The 15542-nt window shown below is 72.2% G+C and carries 15 protein-coding genes; 6 read left to right on the forward strand and 9 right to left on the reverse strand.

What is annotated here, in order from left to right:
• Nucleotides 1-64: 64 nt before the first annotated feature.
• Nucleotides 65-1417, reverse strand: coding sequence for an LCP family protein (locus ACYBSK_RS20120; protein WP_460242726.1), 1353 nt, complete (start codon nucleotides 1415-1417; stop codon nucleotides 65-67).
• A 185-nt stretch (nucleotides 1418-1602) separates the two neighbouring features.
• Nucleotides 1603-2544 (reverse strand): SDR family oxidoreductase, encoded by a 942-nt coding sequence (locus tag ACYBSK_RS20125; protein ID WP_460242727.1) that lies wholly within the window; start codon nucleotides 2542-2544, stop codon nucleotides 1603-1605.
• A gap of 191 nt (nucleotides 2545-2735) precedes the next feature.
• On the opposite strand from ACYBSK_RS20125, the gene ACYBSK_RS20130 reads away from it, so the two are divergent.
• The 3 genes from ACYBSK_RS20130 to ACYBSK_RS20140 are packed head-to-tail and all read left to right on the forward strand — an operon-like array spanning nucleotide 2736 to nucleotide 5254.
• Nucleotides 2736-4358: an FAD-dependent oxidoreductase gene (locus tag ACYBSK_RS20130; protein ID WP_460242728.1), complete on the forward strand. Its 1623-nt coding sequence runs from the start codon at nucleotides 2736-2738 to the stop codon at nucleotides 4356-4358.
• A 60-nt stretch (nucleotides 4359-4418) separates the two neighbouring features.
• Nucleotides 4419-4985 carry a rhodanese-like domain-containing protein gene (locus ACYBSK_RS20135; RefSeq protein ID WP_460242729.1) on the forward strand — a complete coding sequence of 189 codons (567 nt, stop codon included), beginning with the start codon at nucleotides 4419-4421 and terminating at the stop codon, nucleotides 4983-4985.
• The gene (locus tag ACYBSK_RS20140; protein WP_365500216.1) at nucleotides 4982-5254 is read left to right on the forward strand and encodes a metal-sensitive transcriptional regulator; all 273 of its coding nucleotides are present in this window, start codon (nucleotides 4982-4984) and stop codon (nucleotides 5252-5254) included. Before ACYBSK_RS20135 ends, ACYBSK_RS20140 begins: the two co-directional genes overlap by 4 nt.
• Here ACYBSK_RS20140 and ACYBSK_RS20145 read toward each other — a convergent pair.
• A complete protein-coding gene (locus tag ACYBSK_RS20145) occupies nucleotides 5211-6146 on the reverse strand; it encodes a DMT family transporter (protein ID WP_460242730.1) in 936 nt (311 codons plus the stop codon). The genes ACYBSK_RS20140 and ACYBSK_RS20145 overlap by 44 nt on opposite strands.
• A gap of 73 nt (nucleotides 6147-6219) precedes the next feature.
• Between ACYBSK_RS20145 and ACYBSK_RS20150 the strand changes: the two genes are divergently transcribed.
• The gene (locus tag ACYBSK_RS20150; RefSeq protein ID WP_460242731.1) at nucleotides 6220-7131 is read left to right on the forward strand and encodes a LysR family transcriptional regulator; all 912 of its coding nucleotides are present in this window, start codon (nucleotides 6220-6222) and stop codon (nucleotides 7129-7131) included.
• 19 nt (nucleotides 7132-7150) lie between these two features.
• Here ACYBSK_RS20150 and ACYBSK_RS20155 read toward each other — a convergent pair whose 3' ends face one another.
• The 5 genes from ACYBSK_RS20155 to ACYBSK_RS20175 all read right to left on the reverse strand — a co-directional run bounded on the left by ACYBSK_RS20155 (nucleotide 7151) and on the right by ACYBSK_RS20175 (nucleotide 12543).
• Nucleotides 7151-8515 carry a GH1 family beta-glucosidase gene (locus tag ACYBSK_RS20155; protein ID WP_460242732.1) on the reverse strand — a complete coding sequence of 455 codons (1365 nt, stop codon included), beginning with the start codon at nucleotides 8513-8515 and terminating at the stop codon, nucleotides 7151-7153.
• A gap of 29 nt (nucleotides 8516-8544) precedes the next feature.
• Complete coding sequence (locus tag ACYBSK_RS20160) at nucleotides 8545-9426, reverse strand: carbohydrate ABC transporter permease (RefSeq protein ID WP_460242733.1); 882 nt, start codon at nucleotides 9424-9426, stop codon at nucleotides 8545-8547.
• Nucleotides 9419-10420, reverse strand: coding sequence for a carbohydrate ABC transporter permease (locus ACYBSK_RS20165; RefSeq protein ID WP_457478562.1), 1002 nt, complete (start codon nucleotides 10418-10420; stop codon nucleotides 9419-9421). The genes ACYBSK_RS20160 and ACYBSK_RS20165 overlap by 8 nt, the downstream gene beginning before the upstream one ends.
• Before the next feature lie 8 nt (nucleotides 10421-10428).
• Nucleotides 10429-11745, reverse strand: a complete 1317-nt coding sequence (locus tag ACYBSK_RS20170; RefSeq protein ID WP_457478563.1) for an ABC transporter substrate-binding protein — start codon at nucleotides 11743-11745, stop codon at nucleotides 10429-10431.
• 141 nt (nucleotides 11746-11886) lie between these two features.
• Nucleotides 11887-12543 carry a maleylpyruvate isomerase N-terminal domain-containing protein gene (locus ACYBSK_RS20175; RefSeq protein ID WP_457478564.1) on the reverse strand — a complete coding sequence of 219 codons (657 nt, stop codon included), beginning with the start codon at nucleotides 12541-12543 and terminating at the stop codon, nucleotides 11887-11889.
• Between the two features lie 94 nt (nucleotides 12544-12637).
• Here ACYBSK_RS20175 and ACYBSK_RS20180 point away from each other — a divergent pair, with 94 nt between their 5' ends.
• Both ACYBSK_RS20180 and ACYBSK_RS20185 read left to right on the forward strand, forming a co-directional pair.
• Nucleotides 12638-13222 (forward strand): GNAT family N-acetyltransferase, encoded by a 585-nt coding sequence (locus ACYBSK_RS20180; protein WP_460242734.1) that lies wholly within the window; start codon nucleotides 12638-12640, stop codon nucleotides 13220-13222.
• On the forward strand, nucleotides 13219-13686 hold the full coding sequence (locus ACYBSK_RS20185) for a pyridoxamine 5'-phosphate oxidase family protein (RefSeq protein WP_457478566.1): 468 nt from the start codon (nucleotides 13219-13221) through the stop codon (nucleotides 13684-13686). The genes ACYBSK_RS20180 and ACYBSK_RS20185 overlap by 4 nt, the downstream gene beginning before the upstream one ends.
• 64 nt (nucleotides 13687-13750) lie before the next feature.
• Here the strand turns inward: ACYBSK_RS20185 and ACYBSK_RS20190 are convergent, their stop codons facing one another.
• Nucleotides 13751-15376 carry an MDR family MFS transporter gene (locus ACYBSK_RS20190; RefSeq protein ID WP_460242735.1) on the reverse strand — a complete coding sequence of 542 codons (1626 nt, stop codon included), beginning with the start codon at nucleotides 15374-15376 and terminating at the stop codon, nucleotides 13751-13753.
• Between the last annotated feature and the right edge of the window lie 166 nt (nucleotides 15377-15542).

A 15542-nucleotide genomic window follows, 5' to 3' on the forward strand; every position in this document is an offset into this window, starting at 1 on the left:
AACCGCAACACGGAGCGTCCTGCTGCCGTCACGGATCCCCAAGTGGCCCCGAGCCGGTAGGTTTTCAGCCCTTTTTACCCGAAGGATGCGCACAGCGGAGCCGGTCCCCGGTCACGGGCGCCCCCTCCACCATGCTGCGGTCGTACGTCACTTGCGTCACACCCCGGTCCTCCGCGCCGACGGCGACCCGGAAGACGGGACCGAATCCGGCCACGGGCCGCAGTTCCGCGCCGGGCAGGGCGGCCGCCAAGGAGGGGGCGTAGCGGGCGCGTTCGGGGTCGTACGTGACGACGGTGGGGCCGCTGGGCCGACGGTCGGGGCCCGGGGCCAGGGTCACGTCGAAGCCGCTCGCCCGCAGTTCCTTGGCGACGAGCGGATCGTCCACCTCGACCTTGGTGTCCTTCGGCGGCATGCCGACCGGGACCGGCCCGGCGGACTTGCGGCCGGACGCCAGCGGCTTGTCCGCGCGCAGCGCCTCGAACATGCTCTTGGCCCGCTTGTCGTCCCACAGCAGTGACGAGCCCCACTGGGGGTCGCGGTAGTCGAAGTTCTTGATGGGCACGGTGGCGAACTCCGTCTGTCGCGGGGTGAGTTCACGCATCCGCCACGCCAGCGAGAGGAGCGTGCGCAGGTCGGTTCCGTCGTCGGTGCGGACGTGCTTCAGCAGGGCGCGGGCCGTACGGGCCGTGGCTTTCGGGTCCTGGAAGACCTTCGCGTCGGAGAGCCGCGCCAGCATTCCCAGCAGGAGCTTCTGCTGGCGCCGCACCCGCCCGAGGTCGCCGGGCGGGTCGACGTGGCGGGCGCGGACGTACCGCAGCGCGTGCGTGCCGTCGATGTCGTGGGTGCCGGGGGCGAGCCGCAGCCCCGAGTTCTCGTCCCGGAGCGGCTTGTCGGTGCACACCTCGGCGCCGCCCAGGTCGTCGACGGCCGCCACGAACCCGCGGAAGTCGGCCTCCAGGTAGTGGTCGATGTCCAGCCCGGTGGCACGTTCGACGGTACGGACGGTCAGACCCCGGCCGCCGTGCGCGTACGCCCCGTTGATCTTTCCGCTGTGGTCGGGGTGCCGGTGCCGGGCGAACGGGACGAACGAGTCGCGGGGCAGCGAGACGACACTGAGGCGGCGGCCGTCGGCGGTGAGGTGCACGAGCATCAGGACGTCGGTGCAGCCGCACTCCTGGCCGCCGACGTGCAGTCGCTGGATCTCCTCGCGGGACATGCCGCTGCGCCGGTCGAGCCCGGCGACGAGCAGGTTGGTCCCCTTGGCCTTGTTCTTCGCGGGGTCGGCCGGGTCCTTCGCGGAGGCCGCCGGGACGGGACCGGCCCCCGCGAGCGTGGTGATGAGCAGCGCGGCGGCGGCCACGGCGTGCCGTCGACGGAAGCGGGGGCGCGGACGGGAACGGGGGTCGGGCGCGGCCATGCAGGTACCTCCGTCGAGCGGACGGTCGGGGCGGACGTCCCGCCGGAAGGCCGTGACCGTCCGGGCGAGTGCGACTCAACCCCCTTTACCCCGTTTCATCGCGTTCGTCCGCATCGCCGCGCCCGATTCACCGTCATGCACCCGTACACCCCCCATGGGCACCAAGGGCGGTCGCGCGCCCGGCGTCAGCGGTAGCCGGTGACGTCGGCGGGCTTGCCCGTGTCCTGGACCTCCACGAGGTAGCGCCAGGCGTCGGGGCTGCTGCCGTCGAGGTCGGTGAAGCCGTAGACCTTGGCGAGGCCGCCGCTGGACTGGGACGTGCCGTTGAACCGGGCGACGTCGGGGTCGGCGGCGAGCGCGGCGACGGCGCGGCCCGTGTAGCGGGGCGTCTCGGAGATCGCGAAGTGCGGCTGCGCGTCGAGCGCGTCGCGCCAGGTCTCCTCGGTGACACCGAACGTGTCGAGCATGATCTCCGAGCGCATCCAGCCCGGCGTCAGCGCCAGGGCCGTGGCGCCACGGGGACCGAGTTCGTGGCCGAGGGAGAAGGCCATGCGCAGGACGGCGCTCTTGGCGAGGTCGTAGAAGAAGGAGACGCGGTAGTTCGCACTGTTGTACTCGGCGGTGCCGTCCGTCATCTCGACGACGAGGCCGCCCGGCCGGCGCAGCAGGAGCGGCAGCGCGAAGTGGCTGGTGATGGCGTGCGTTTCGACGGCCAGGCGGTGCAGCCTGAGCCCTTTGTCGAGGTCGTGCTCCCAGACCGGCGCGTCCCATGCGAAGAGCTTCTCGCCGCCCCAGATGTCGTTCACCAGCACGTCCAGTCGGCCCTGTTCGCGGTCGACGCGTTCGACGAGGGCGCGCACCTGGTCCTGTTCGAGGTGGTCCGTGGGGACGGCGATGCCGTGGCCGCCCGCGGCGGTGACGAGGTCCGCGGTGTCCTCGATCACCTCGGGGCGGTCGTACTCGCAGCGGCGGGCGCGGGTGCTGCGGCCGGTGACGTAGACGGTGGCGCCGGCCGCGCCGAGTTCGACGGCGATGCCGCGGCCCGCGCCGCGGGTGGCGCCCGCCACGAGGGCGACCTTGCCGTGCAGGGGCTGTGCGTGCGGCGTGCTGCTGGGGTGGTCGGGCATGGGGGCTCTCCCGTCGCTTCCTGTGTGAAGGTCTCGCTCTCAGGTCTCGCTCTCAGGAGCATGACCCGCAATCCCGACACCCTCTGTCCTGCTTTCGGGCCGACTTCGACCGACCCGCCGTCCGGATACCCCCCTGGGTATAGCTGATACCCTAGGGGGTATAGAGTCGTCTGTGTCACCAGGAGGTTCCCGTGAAGGTCGTCATCATCGGAGGCGTAGCGGGCGGCATGTCCGCCGCCACGCGGCTGCGGCGGCTCGAAGAGCGGGCGGAGATCGTCGTCCTCGAACGCGGCGCCCACGTCAGCTACGCCAACTGCGGACTGCCGTACTTCCTCGGCGGTGTCATCGAGGAGCGCGACGCGCTGCTGGTGCAGACGCCCGAGGCGCTGCACGCCCGGTTCCGGCTCGACGTCCGGGTCCGCACCGAGGCGGTGTCCGTCGACGCGGCCGGGCGCACGGTCCGGGTGCGGGACCTGACGAGCGGGGCCGAGTACGTGGAGTCGTACGACCGGCTGGTGCTCAGTCCGGGTGCCCGGCCGTTCGTCCCGCCGCTGCCGGGCGTGGAGCGGGCGCACACGCTGCGGGACGTCACGGACACCGACCGGATCGCGGCCGCCCTCGACTCCGGGGCCCGCTCGGCGGTGGTCGTCGGCGCCGGGTTCATCGGCGTTGAGGCGGCGGAGAACCTGCGGCACCGGGGACTCGACGTGACGCTCGTCGAGCTCGCGGACCAGGTGCTGCCCCCGCTCGACCCGGAGATGGCGGCGCCGCTCGCCGACGAACTGCGCGCGGGCGGCGTGCGCCTGGCGCTCGGCACACAGCTCAAGGAGGTGCGCGAGCGCGAGGTCCTCCTCGACGACGGCCGGACCGTCCCCGCCGACCTCGTCCTGATGGCCATCGGTGTCCGGCCCGATGTCGAGCTGGCCCGCGCCGCCGGGCTCACGATCGGCGAGCGCGGCGGCATCGCGGTCGACGAGGCGGGGCGCACCAGCGATCCCGCCGTGTACGCGGTGGGCGACGCGGCGGAGAAGCGCGACCGGCTGACCGGCGAGAGCACCCTCGTACCGCTGGCGAACCTGGCGAATCGGCACGGCAGGCTGGTCGCCGACGCGATCGCCGGGCGCCCGGTGTCGGCGCGGGCGGCGACCGGCACCGCGGTCGTCCAGGTCTTCGGCCTGACGGCGGCGGCGACCGGGTGGAACGAGAAGCGGCTGCGCGCCGCGGGCCGCACCTACCAGGCCGTCCACCTGCACCCCGGTTCGCACGCCGGCTACTACCCGGGCGCCTCGCCGATCGCGCTGAAGGTCCTGTTCGACCCGGCGGACCTGCGGATCCTGGGCGCGCAGGCCGTCGGCGCGGACGGCGTCGACAAGCGGATCGACGTCGTCGCCACCGCGATGGCGGGCGGCCTGACCGCACCCGAGCTCGCGGACCTGGAGCTGGCCTACGCGCCGCCGTACGGCTCCGCGAAGGACCCGGTGAACATGGCGGGAATGATCGCCGAGAACCTGGTCACCGGCACGGACCGCACGGTGCAGTGGCACGAGCTGGCGGACGCGCGGGCCGCGGGCGCGAGCCTCGTCGACGTACGCTCGGCGGCCGAGCACGCGCGGGGCGCGATCCCCGGCGCGGTCAACATTCCGCTCGACGAGCTGCGCGAGCGGTCCGCCGAGCTGCCGGACGGCCGGCTCGTCGTGCACTGCCAGGTCGGCCTGCGCGGGCACACGGCACTGCGGCTCCTCAAGGGGCTCGGCCGCGACGCCGCCAACCTGGACGGCGGCTACGCCACGTGGGCCGCGGGACAGGCCGCATGACCCGGCCCCGCACCTGAAACCCCCCACCCACCCCCGCACGAACACTGGAACAGGAGAAACATGAGCACCACCCTCGCCCCCGCCGAGCTGCGCGAGCGGCCCGCCGACGGCACCCTCGTCCTCGATGTGCGCGCCCCCGCCGAGTACGCGTCGGGACACGTGCCCGGCGCGCTGAACGTGCCCGCGGACCTCATCGACGAGCTGCTGCCCGAGCTGCGGGACGCGGCCGAGCGGCGCCGGATCGTCGTCGTGTGCGCGGCCGGGCAGCGCTCCGCCGCCGCCTGCGCGAAGCTCGAAGACGCCGGTGTCGAGGCCGTCGGCCTCGCGGGCGGGACCCGTGCCTGGACCGCGGAGGGGCTTCCCGTCGACACCGCGGCCCGCCCCGAGCGCAGCGCCTGGGCCATGGACCGCCAGGTGCGCTTCGCCGCCGGTTCGCTGGTCCTGCTGGGCCTCGCGCTGGGCCGCCGCGCCCCGAAGGCCCGGCTGCTCGCCGCGGGCGTCGCCTCCGGCCTCGTCTACTCGGGCGTGAGCAACACGTGCGGCATGGCGGCGATGCTCGGCAAGCTGCCGTTCAACCGTCCCGAGCCGGGCGCCCTCGACACGGCCCGCGCGGCGCTGCGCTCATGAGCGGCACCGGGAACCCGGAGGCGATGGACGCCGTCCTGAAGCGGCTGCGCCGGGCGCAGGGGCAGCTGGCGGGTGTCATCGCGATGATCGAGGCGGGCCGCGACTGCAAGGACGTGGTCACCCAACTGGCCGCCGTGTCGCGGGCGTTGGACCGGGCCGGATTCAAGATCATCGCCTCCGGCATGCGGGACTGCATGAACGCGGCGGACGGCGAGCAGCCGCCGCTCAGCGAGGACGAGCTGGAGAAGCTGTTCCTGTCGCTGGCGTGACGGGAGCCTCGGGCGCGCCGCGCTTCTTCGGTGCGGCGCGCCCGAGCAGCACGACGCCCGCGAGCGTCACGAGTCCGCCGATCACCTCGACGAGCGTCGGTGTCTCCCCCAGCCACAGGTACGCGACCACCAGGGCCACCGCCGGCACCAGGTACAGCGCGGAGGTCGCCGCCGTCACCGTCAGCCGGGCCACCGCGTACCCCCACACCACGAATCCGGCGGCGGACGGCAGCAGGCCGAGGTAGAGCGCCGCGACGGTCGCGTCGGCCGGCGCCCGCACCAGCTCCCCGAGCGCGCCCGGAGCGAGCGGAAGCAGCAGCACCGTGCCCGCCCACATCGCGTAGCAGGCGACCTCGAGACCGGTGCAGTGCCGCAGCAGCGGCTTGATGGCGAAGTGGTAGACGGCCTGCACGACGGCCGCGCCCAGGACGGCCCAGGCGGCGGCCGTGTAACCGTTCTCCCCGCCCGCGAGGGCGATCAGCGCGCAGCCGGCGAGCGCCGTGCCGGACCCCGCGACGGTGCGCCAGGTCAGCCGCTCCCCGAGGAACGCGACGGCGAGCAGCGCGCTGATGGCGGGCACCGACGCGACGATCAGGCTCGCGGTTCCGGCGGGCACCCGCGTCTCGCCCCAGTTGAGCAAGAGCTGGTACGCGCTCATGCCGCACGCCCCGACGACGAGGATGCGCGGCAGGTCGGCCCTGCGCGGCCTGCGCACACCCAGGAACGGCGCCACGGCGAGCAGCACGAGCGACGCGGAGGCGAGCCGCACGAACGAGAGCCCGGCGGGCCCGTACCCGTCGAGGGCCACGCGGATGGCCGGGAACGCGGAGGCCCACAGCAGCACGGTGGCCGCGAGGGCGAGGAACGTCTTGTCGAGTTTCAAGGACTTCACCCTCCCGACCCTGCTCCGTAGAATTGGAAAGGTCCAGTTACTCTTTCTTTCCTCATTGAGAAGGTGAGCTTTAGTGTTGGAGGTGCGGCGGCTACGGCTGCTCGCGGAGTTCGCCACGCACGGCACGGTGGCGGCGACCGCCGAGGCCCTGCATCTGACGGGGCCGGCGGTCTCGCAGCAGTTGGCGGCGCTGGAGAAGGAGACAGGTCTCACGCTCCTGGAGAAGCACGGCCGGGCACTGCGGCTCACCGGCGCGGGGCGGCTGCTCGTGGAGCACGCGCAGGTGGTGCTCTCCGGCCTGGCGGCGGCCGAGGCCGATGTGGCGGCGCTGCGGCAGGGCCGTCCGGGCGCGGTGCGCATCGCCGCGTTCCCGTCGGCGGCGCGGGTGCTGCTGCCCGCGGTGTGGCCGGAGCCCGGCACGCAGGCGCCCCGGCTGCACCTCGTCGAGCACGAGCCGGACGCCGCGGACGAGGCGCTGCGGCAGCGGACGGTCGACGTCGCGGTCACCCACACGTACAGCCTGCTCCCCCGGCCGCTGCCGCCGGGCTGCGAGCAGCGGCTGCTCTTCGACGAGCCGGTGGAGCTGGCGCTGCATCCCGGGAGGGCGGCCCGGTACGGCCTCGCGCCGGGCGACGAGGCGGACCTGGCCGCGTTCGCGCGGGAGGCGTGGCTGCTGCCCGGTACCGACACCGCCTGCCACGAGATGACCCAACGGGCCTGCGGGGCCGCCGGGTTCGTGCCGGACGCGGTGGCACGGGCGGGCGACTTCGGGGTCCTGATGGCGCTGGTGGCCCGCGACGCGGGGGTGGCCCTGGTCCCTCGGCTCGCCCTGCCCGCACACCTGGAGGGCGTCTCCCTGCACCCGCTGCGCTCCCCCGTGCTGCGCACGGTCCGGGCCGTGTACCGGGCGGGCACGGGAGGGCACCCCGATGTCGCGTACGTGCTGGACCGGCTCAGCGAGGCCGCTTCCGGGCTGGCCCGCTGAGCCGGTGAGCCGGTGGGCGTCAGGCGGCCCGGCGCGCCAGCGTGCCGTGGCGGCGGACGAGGTCCGCGTAGCGGTGGCCGCTGCCCTTGATGGTGCGTTTCTGTGTCGCGTAGTCGACGTGGACGAGGCCGAAGCGCTTGTCGTAGCCGTACGCCCACTCGAAGTTGTCGAGCAGCGACCAGGCGAAGTACCCGGCGAGCGGGGCGCCCCGGCGGGTCGCGCGGGCGCAGGCGGCGAGGTGTTCCACGAGGTACGCCTCGCGTTCGGGGTCGTCGACGGTTCCGTCGGGACGGACGACGTCGGGGTACGCGGAGCCGTTCTCGGTGACGTACAGCTTGCGGGCGCCGTAGTCGTCGGTGAGGCGGAGCAGCAGTGCCTCGATGCCGTGGGCGTCGATCTCCCAGTCCATGCCGGTGCGCGGGAGGCCGGGGCGGTCCACGGCGACGGCGCCCGGGGCGGGGCCCGTGGGGTCGTCGGCGACGGCGGAGGAGAAGTAGTAGTTCAGGCCGAGCCAGTCGAGGGGTTCGGCGATGGCCGCCAAGTCGCCCGCACGCTCGGGCAGTTCGACTCCGTACACCTCCCGCATGTCGGCCGGGAAGCCGCGCCCGTGCACGGGGTCGAGCCACCAGCGGTTGGCGTGGCCGTCCATGCGGCGGGCGGCGGCGACGTCCTCGGGGCGGTCGGTGGCGGGTACGACGTGGGCGAGGTTGTTGACGACGCCGATCTCCGCGCCCGGCACGGCGGCGCGGATCGCCCGCGTGGCGAGGCCGTGACCGAGGAGCAGGTGGTACGAGGCGCGCACGGCGGCGGTCAGATCGGTCAGGCCCGGGGCCATTCGCCCCTCCAGGTGGCCGATCCACGCCGAGCACAGCGGTTCGTTCAGCGGTGTCCAGTGCTTCACCCGGTCCCCGAGCCGCTCCGCGACCACGGCGGCGTACGCGGCGAAGTGCTCGGCCGTATCCCGCTCCGGCCAGCCGCCGCGGTCCTGGAGCGCCTGCGGCAGGTCCCAGTGGTAGAGGGTGACCGACGGGGTGATGCCCGCGTCGAGCAGCGCGTCGGTCAACTCGTCGTAGAACGCGAGGCCCTTGGGGTTCACCGGCCCGTCGCCGCCCGGCACGACGCGCGGCCAGGCCACGGACAACCGGTAGGCGTTGGTGCCGAGTCGCCGCATCAGCTCGATGTCCTCGCGCCACCGGTGGTAGTGGTCGCAGGCCTCGTCGCCGTGATCGCCGTTGTCGACCTTCCCGGGGGTGTGCGAGAACGTGTCCCAGATCGAGGGCGAGCGGCCGTCCGCGGCGACGGCTCCCTCGATCTGGTACGCGGAGGTGGCCGTGCCCCACAGGAAGTCGTGCGGGAAGGCGGCGAGGTCGAGGGGGTCGGACACGAAGTTCCCTTCAGTTCGATCAGTTCGGGTCACTTGACGGCGCCCGCGGTCAGTCCGGTCACGAGATAGCGCTGGAGCAGCAGGAAGCCGGCGACGACGGGCACGCTCACCACGAGCGAGGCGGCCATGATCTGGTTCCAGTACACGTCGTTGAGGTTGGCGTAGGCGCCGAGGCCGACGGAGAGCGTGCGGGTGGTGTCGTTGGTCATCACCGAGGCGAAGAGGACCTCGCCCCACGCGGTCATGAAGGCGTACACGGCGACGGCGACGATGCCGGGGATCGCGGCGGGCACGATGATCCGGAAGAGCGCGCCGATCGGACCGCAGCCGTCGACGAGGGCGGCCTCGTCGAGGTCGCGCGGCACCGACTCGAAGTACCCGATGAGCATCCAGATCGAGAACGGGAGCGTGAACGTCATGTACGTGAGGATCAGCCCGCCGCGCGAGCCGAACAGGGCGATGCCGGTGGCGTTGCCGATGTTGACGTAGATCAGGAACAGCGGCAGCAGGAAGAGGATGCCGGGGAACATCTGCGTCGACAGGACCGTCACCGTGAAGACCCGCTTGCCGCGGAAGCGGTAGCGGCTGACGGCGTAGGCCGCGAAGACGGCGACGATCACCGAGCAGACCGTCGCCGCGCCCGCCACGACGAGCGAGTTCACGAAGTAGCGGGCGAGCGGGACGGTCGACCAGATGTCGATGTAGGGGCGCAGCGTCAGTCCGCTGGGGATCCAGCGGAACGCGCCCTGGACGTCCTGGAGCGGCTTGAGCGAGCTGGACACCATCACGTAGACGGGCAGCAGCACGAAGCCGGTGAGCAGGGTGAGAAAGATCCGGCGGGCCCACAGGAACGACGGCGGGGGCGCGGTCGGCGACCTGAAGCGGGCGCGCGGCATCGGCGTGTCAGACATCGGCGGTCTTCCTCCCCCTGGACGTGAGCGCCAGGTACACGCCCGTCACGACGAGCAGGAACAGCAGCAGCAGGACGGACATCGCGGAGCCGGTGCCGAAGTCCCAGGTGACGAACGAGGCCTGGTAGATGTGGACCGAGATCAGGTCCGCGGCCTCGGGCGCCGCCTTGCCGAACATCACGTAGGGCGTGTTGAAGTCGTTGAACGTCCACAGGAACAGGACGAGGACGAGCACCTGGTTGACGGGGCGCAGGGACGGCAGCGTGATGCGGCGCAGCTGCTGCCACAGTCCGGCGCCGTCGAGGGCGGCGGCCTCGTAGAGGTCCTTCGGGATGTTCTGGAGGCCGGCCATCACGATGAGGAAGGCGAACGGCCAGCCCTTCCACACGGAGACGGTGAGCAGCGCGACGAAGCTGTTGTCGCCGATGAGCCAGAACGACGGCTTGTCGGTGAGGCCGAGCTGGTCGTGCAGCACGTGGTTCACCAGGCCGTTGTCGTGCTGGAACATGAACACCCAGGTGATGACGGCGGCGTACACGGGCAGCGCGTACGGGACCAGGAACAGGGCGCGCAGGATGCCGCGCCCCTTGAACGTCTCCTGCATGAAGACCGCGGCCGCCGTGCCGATCGCCCAGCACAGCGCGACCGAGGCGACGGTGAACAGGCAGGTCGTGACGAAGGACGACAGGAGCGCCCCGCCGATGGCGCCGTCGAAGTCGACGGCGACCTTGAAGTTGTCGAGGCCGCTCCAGGGGGCGGCGGTCCAGTCGCGCAGGAAGAGGCGGGTGAGCTGTTTGAAGCTCATCAGGATGCCCATGGCCATGGGCACGAGGTGGACGAGGAGTTCGAGGATCAGCGCGGGCAGGAGCAGCAGGTACGGCAGGCCGATCCGGCGGAGCCGCCCGGGGCGGCGGCCCTGACCGTCCGCCGCCCCGGGGGTCTTGGTGCCGGCGACCGTCTCGGCGGGCCGCTCGGCGGTGGTGGTCGTCGTCATCCGTACGCTCACTTGGTGGGCATCTGCTGCTGGGCCTTGGCGAGCTTGGCCTTGACGGTGGCGGTGGTGACGGGGCGGCCCGCTGCGGCGTCCGCGAAGAGTTCCTTCACGGCCGTGCCGACGGCGGTCTCGAACTGCGACTCGTCGGCGACCTGGGGCAGCGGGGCGGCGCTCTTGGCGATGGTCTCCTTGAGCGTGGCGACGGCCGGTACGTTGAACGCCGGGTCCTCCTGGGCGGACTTGACCGGCGGGATCGATCCGTAGGCCTTGTTGAGGATCTTCTGCTCGGCGTCGCTGGTCATGAACTTCACGAATTTCGTGGCGCCGCCGAGGTTGTCGGTGTCCTTGAAGACGGCCATGTTGATGCCGGCGACCATCGAGTTGACGTTCCGGCCCTGGCCCGGCGCGCCCGACTGCACGGGGGCGGGCACGACGCCCCACTCGTCCTCGTCCATGCCCTGCGTCTTGAAGGTGGCGGAGGCGGTCTGCCACAGCACCATCGCCGTCTTGTTCTTCGAGAAGTCGCTCAGGGACTGGTTCTGCGCGTACTCGGCGTTGCCCGGCGCGATGATCTTGTCCTTGGCCATCAGGTCGACGTACTGCTTGACGCCCGCGACGGCGCCGTCCGAGGTGAAGTCGGGTTTGCCGTCGGCCGTGAACCAGTCGGCGCCGTACTGTTTGGCGAGGACGAAGACCTGGTGGATGTTGTTGGAGAGGTTCGAGCCCTCGGCGCCGATGCCCCACTTGCCGCCCTTGGAGATCTTCTTCCCGGCGGCGACGACCTCGTCCCAGGTGGCCGGGGGCTTCGCTATCCCGGCGTCCTTGAACATCTGCTTGTTGTAGTAGAGCGCGTACGCCATCGAGTACAGCGGCACGGCGGCCGGGTCCTTGCCCTCGGCGCCCGCCGAGCCGAGCGCGGACGCCACGAACCGGTCCTTGCCGCCGATCTTCGCGAAGTTCTTCGCGTCCCACGGCAGCAGGGCGCCGCTCGCCTGCAACGAGGCGCTCCAGGTGTTGCCGATGTTGAGGACGTCCGGGCCCTGGCCGGAGGTGGTCGCGGTGAGGATCCGGTCGAGCAGGCTGGACCAGGGCACGACCTCCAGCTTGACCTTGATGCCGGTCTGCTTCTCGAACTTGTCGAGCTCCGGCTGGAGGACCTTCTTGTCGACCTCGACGCTGGCGCCCTGGTTGGAGGCCCAGTACGTCAACGTCTTCGGGGAGTCGTCCGACCCGCCGCCGGTCGGCGAACCACCACCGCAGGCGGTGGCCGCGAAGGCAAACGAGAGGGTGACGGCACAGGCACAGGCGGCGCGGATTCTGCTCATGGCTCCAGGCGTCCCTTGTCCGGAGGATGGTCCGACGCGTTCAGGACTTGAATGCGGTCAGACCTTAATTTAGGACGTGAGTTAAGCGGGGCCGAGTGTGCGCGTCAAGAGCTTGGACGCAAGGCGGTGCGCCGGGTCCGCTCAGCCGATGACGAGCGGCACCTTCCGTACCAGGTCGCCGAGTTGGGCACGTTCCGTCGGCGTCGCCGCCCTTCGGCCCGTCCCGACGAGCAGGGCGTCTGTGTCGGACCAGTCGGCGGGGAAACAGGCGCCCGCGATCCGCTCCAGCAGAGCGCGCGAGCGGGCGAGGCCCTCCCCCGGCGGCCCCGGCACGTCCGGGAGACGGGCGGTCAGATCGAGGTGGTGCAGGGTCCACTCCAGGACGTACGCGGTGAGGTAGTCGGCCACCGTGAGGATCTGCTCCTGCGTGCTCACACGGGCGCGGGGGTCGGCGAGTTCGGCGGCGCGGCCCGCCGCGGAGCCGACGTCGTCGAGGTGGAACGCGAGCAGCGCCGGGTCCTGGTAGGCGGCGGCGAGCCGGACGGTCAGCGCGTCGAGCGGGTCCTCGCCGGTCGGCGGCTCGTGCGCCACGTGCCAGTACGTCGCCGCGTCGACGGTCGGCTCCCCGGCCACCGGGGTGACGAGCGTGATCAGCACGTCCTGCGCGTCGATGACCAGGTGGCACACCAGGTCGCGCACCAGCCAGCCGGTGCAGCCGGAGGGCTGCCCGTACGCCTGCTCGGGCAGATCGGCGACCGCCGCGCGCAGCGCGGACCATGACCGCGAGAAGAGATCCACGTCGGCACGCTAATCCGGACCGCAGGACCGGACAAGCGCGTTCCGGGCGTGTGATTCGATGCCACGGACGGTTCGGGCGACAAAGAGGTGACGGGTGTACGGCAACGATGACGCGTGGGTCAGGCCGCGCCGGGACCCGGACCTGACGGCCTGCGCCGAGGCGCTGCGCGCCGTGCACCACGCGGACGGCTATCCGGTCACCTGGCCCGAGGACGCCCCCGGTTGGATCCGCGGCGTCGATCCCCTCGGCGCGTGGGTGGCGGTGCTGGACGGCCGGGTCGTGGGGCACGTGCTGCTGGCGCGGCCCGACGGGGGCGACGTGGCGCCCGGCCTCGTACCGGCGGGTTCGGCGGTCGGCGTCGTGGCCCGCCTCTTCGTGGCCCCGGCGGCGCGCGGCCACGGGCTCGGCGCCGCCCTGCTCGACCGGGCCGTGGCCTCGGCCGCCGAGCACGGGATGCGGGCCGTGCTGGACGTGGTCGACACGGACGCCGCCGCGATCGCCCTCTACGAACGGCTCGGCTGGACGTTCCTCGCGCGGGCCCAACAGGTCTGGGGGAACGGCCGGTTGGTGACCGTACGATGCTATGCGGCACCCGACGCGTCCGACGCCCCGCCCGGTGACGGCGGCGCGCCGGGACCGCGCCGTCGCCCCCGGCCGCTTCCGAGGAGAACCGCATGACCGAGCCCGCACCCGCCCGTTCCGCGAAGCAGCGCAAGCAGGACACCCTCGACCGGCTGGAGCGGGAGGTGGACGCGTGGGTCGCGACGGCCGACCCCGAGCGCGGTGCGCCGTACATGATGCCGCTGTCGTTCCTGTGGCGGGACGCGTGCCTGTACGTGTCGACGCGGGCCACCAATCCGGTGGCCCGCAATCTGCTGGCGACGGGGCTGGTGCACCTGGCGATCGGGCCGACGCGCGATGTCGTGCACATCGCCGGGACCTGCGAGGCGGTGCCCGCGGCCGAGGTCACCGAGGAGTTCGCGGACGCGTTCGCGGCGAGCGCCGGGTTCGATCCGCGGGCCGCCGACGGCCCGTACGTGTACGTCCGGATCCGGCCCGTGCGCGTTCAGGCCTGGCGGGAGGCGAACGAGCTGGCGGGCCGTGACCTGATGCGGGACGGGGTGTGGCTGGACGTCGACTGACACGGCGGTGCCCCCGCCGCGCCGAGAGCGCGACGGGGGCACCGGACCTGTCCCGTGCGAGGGTTCAGGCCACCGGCTCCGGCTCCTTGTCCGCCGCCGGACCCGCGTTCTGCGCGTGCCAGTCGGCGTTGTCGGCGAGCGGCTTCTCCTTCAGGACGAAGGCGAGGACCAGGCCGACGGCGAAGACGGGCAGCAGGTACAGGAAGATCGGGACGAGCGCCTCCTGGTACGAGCCGACGACCGCGTCCCGCAGATCGGCCGGCAGCGCGCGGACCAGCGCGGGCGTCAGCGAGTCGCTGTCACCGATCTTGGCCGCGGCCTCGGCCGGGATGCGAGTGGCCAGCTGGTCGGTGAGGCGGCTGGCGAACACGGCGCCGACGACGGCCACGCCGAGCGTCGCGCCGATCTCCCGGAAGAAGTTGTTCGCGGAGGTGGCGGTGCCGACCTCCGAGCCCGGGAAGTCGTTCTGCACGGCGAGCACGAGGGTCTGCATCATCAGGCCGACGCCCGCGCCCGCGAGGCCGACGTACACGCAGACCAGCCAGACCGGGTCGGACACGTCGAGCGTCGACATCAGGTAGGCGGTGAGCATGATGATGAGCGTGCCGGCGATCGGATAGATCTTGTACTTGCCGGTCTTGGACATGATCGCGCCGGACGGCAGGGCGGTGCCCATGATGCCGACGACCATGGGGATGAGCAGCAGTCCGGACTCGGTGGCCGTCTTGCCGTACACCATCTGGAGGTAGGTGGGCATGTAGCCGACGATCGCGAACATGCCGAGGCCGATGACGATCATGCCGAGCAGGGTCGCCACGTTGAAGATCGGCGAGCGGAACAGGTGCAGCGGGATGACCGGTTCCTTGGCGTGCTTCTCCGCGACGAAGAACAGCACCCAGGCGACGACGGCGCCGATGCCCAGGCCGATGACCAGCGGGTCGGACCACTCGTACTGGGTGCCGCCCCAGCTCGCGAAGAGCACGGTGCAGGTGACGGCCGCGGCCATCAGCGCGGTGCCGAGGTAGTCGAGGGTGACCTGGACGGTCTTGCGCGGCAGCTTGATCGCGACGGCGGCGACGACGAACGCGAGGATGCCGAGCGGCAGGTTGCCCCAGAACGCCCAGCGCCAGGAGTGCGCGTCGGTGAACCAGCCGCCGAGCAGCGGGCCGACGACGGACGACAGGCCGAAGACGGCGCCCATCGGGGCCATGTACTTGGCACGTTCACGCGGCGGCACCAGGTCGGCGATGATCGCCTGCGAGGTGATCATGAGGCCACCGCCGCCGAGGCCCTGGAGGGCGCGTCCGGCGATCAACGTGCCCATGTTCTGGGCGAGTCCGCAGACCACCGAGCCCACCAGGAACAGGGCTATGCCCGCGAGGAAGATGTTCTTGCGGCCCATGAGGTCACCGAGCTTGCCGTAGACCGGCATGCCGATGGTGGCGGCGAGGATGTACGCCGTGGTGATCCAGGCCATGTGCTCGATGCCGTTGAGCTCGCCGACGATGGTCGGCAGGGCGGTCGAGACGATGGTCTGGTCGAGCGCGCCGAGCAGCATGGTCAGCATCAGCGCGGCGAAGATCAGGCCGAAGTTGTGCGGCTTGGCGATGCTCTCGGCGGCCCCTGCGGCTACGTCGGCCACCGGGTCGGGGCCGGAGTCGATGCCCTCGGGTGCGGGGGCGTGCGTCATTGCGGTGTTCTCCGATGTGGTGTGTGCGAGTGGAAGGGGTTCGGGGTGGGATCCGCGGCGTGGGAGCGGCTGCCGCGTTCCGGATTCCTCCGGCGCCCGGGGAGCGGGGTCCGGGGCAGCGCCCCGGGTCCTCGGTGCCGGATGCGTGGGTGACCGCGAGGGGGAG

The organism is Streptomyces sp. BYX5S (genome assembly GCF_054724165.1).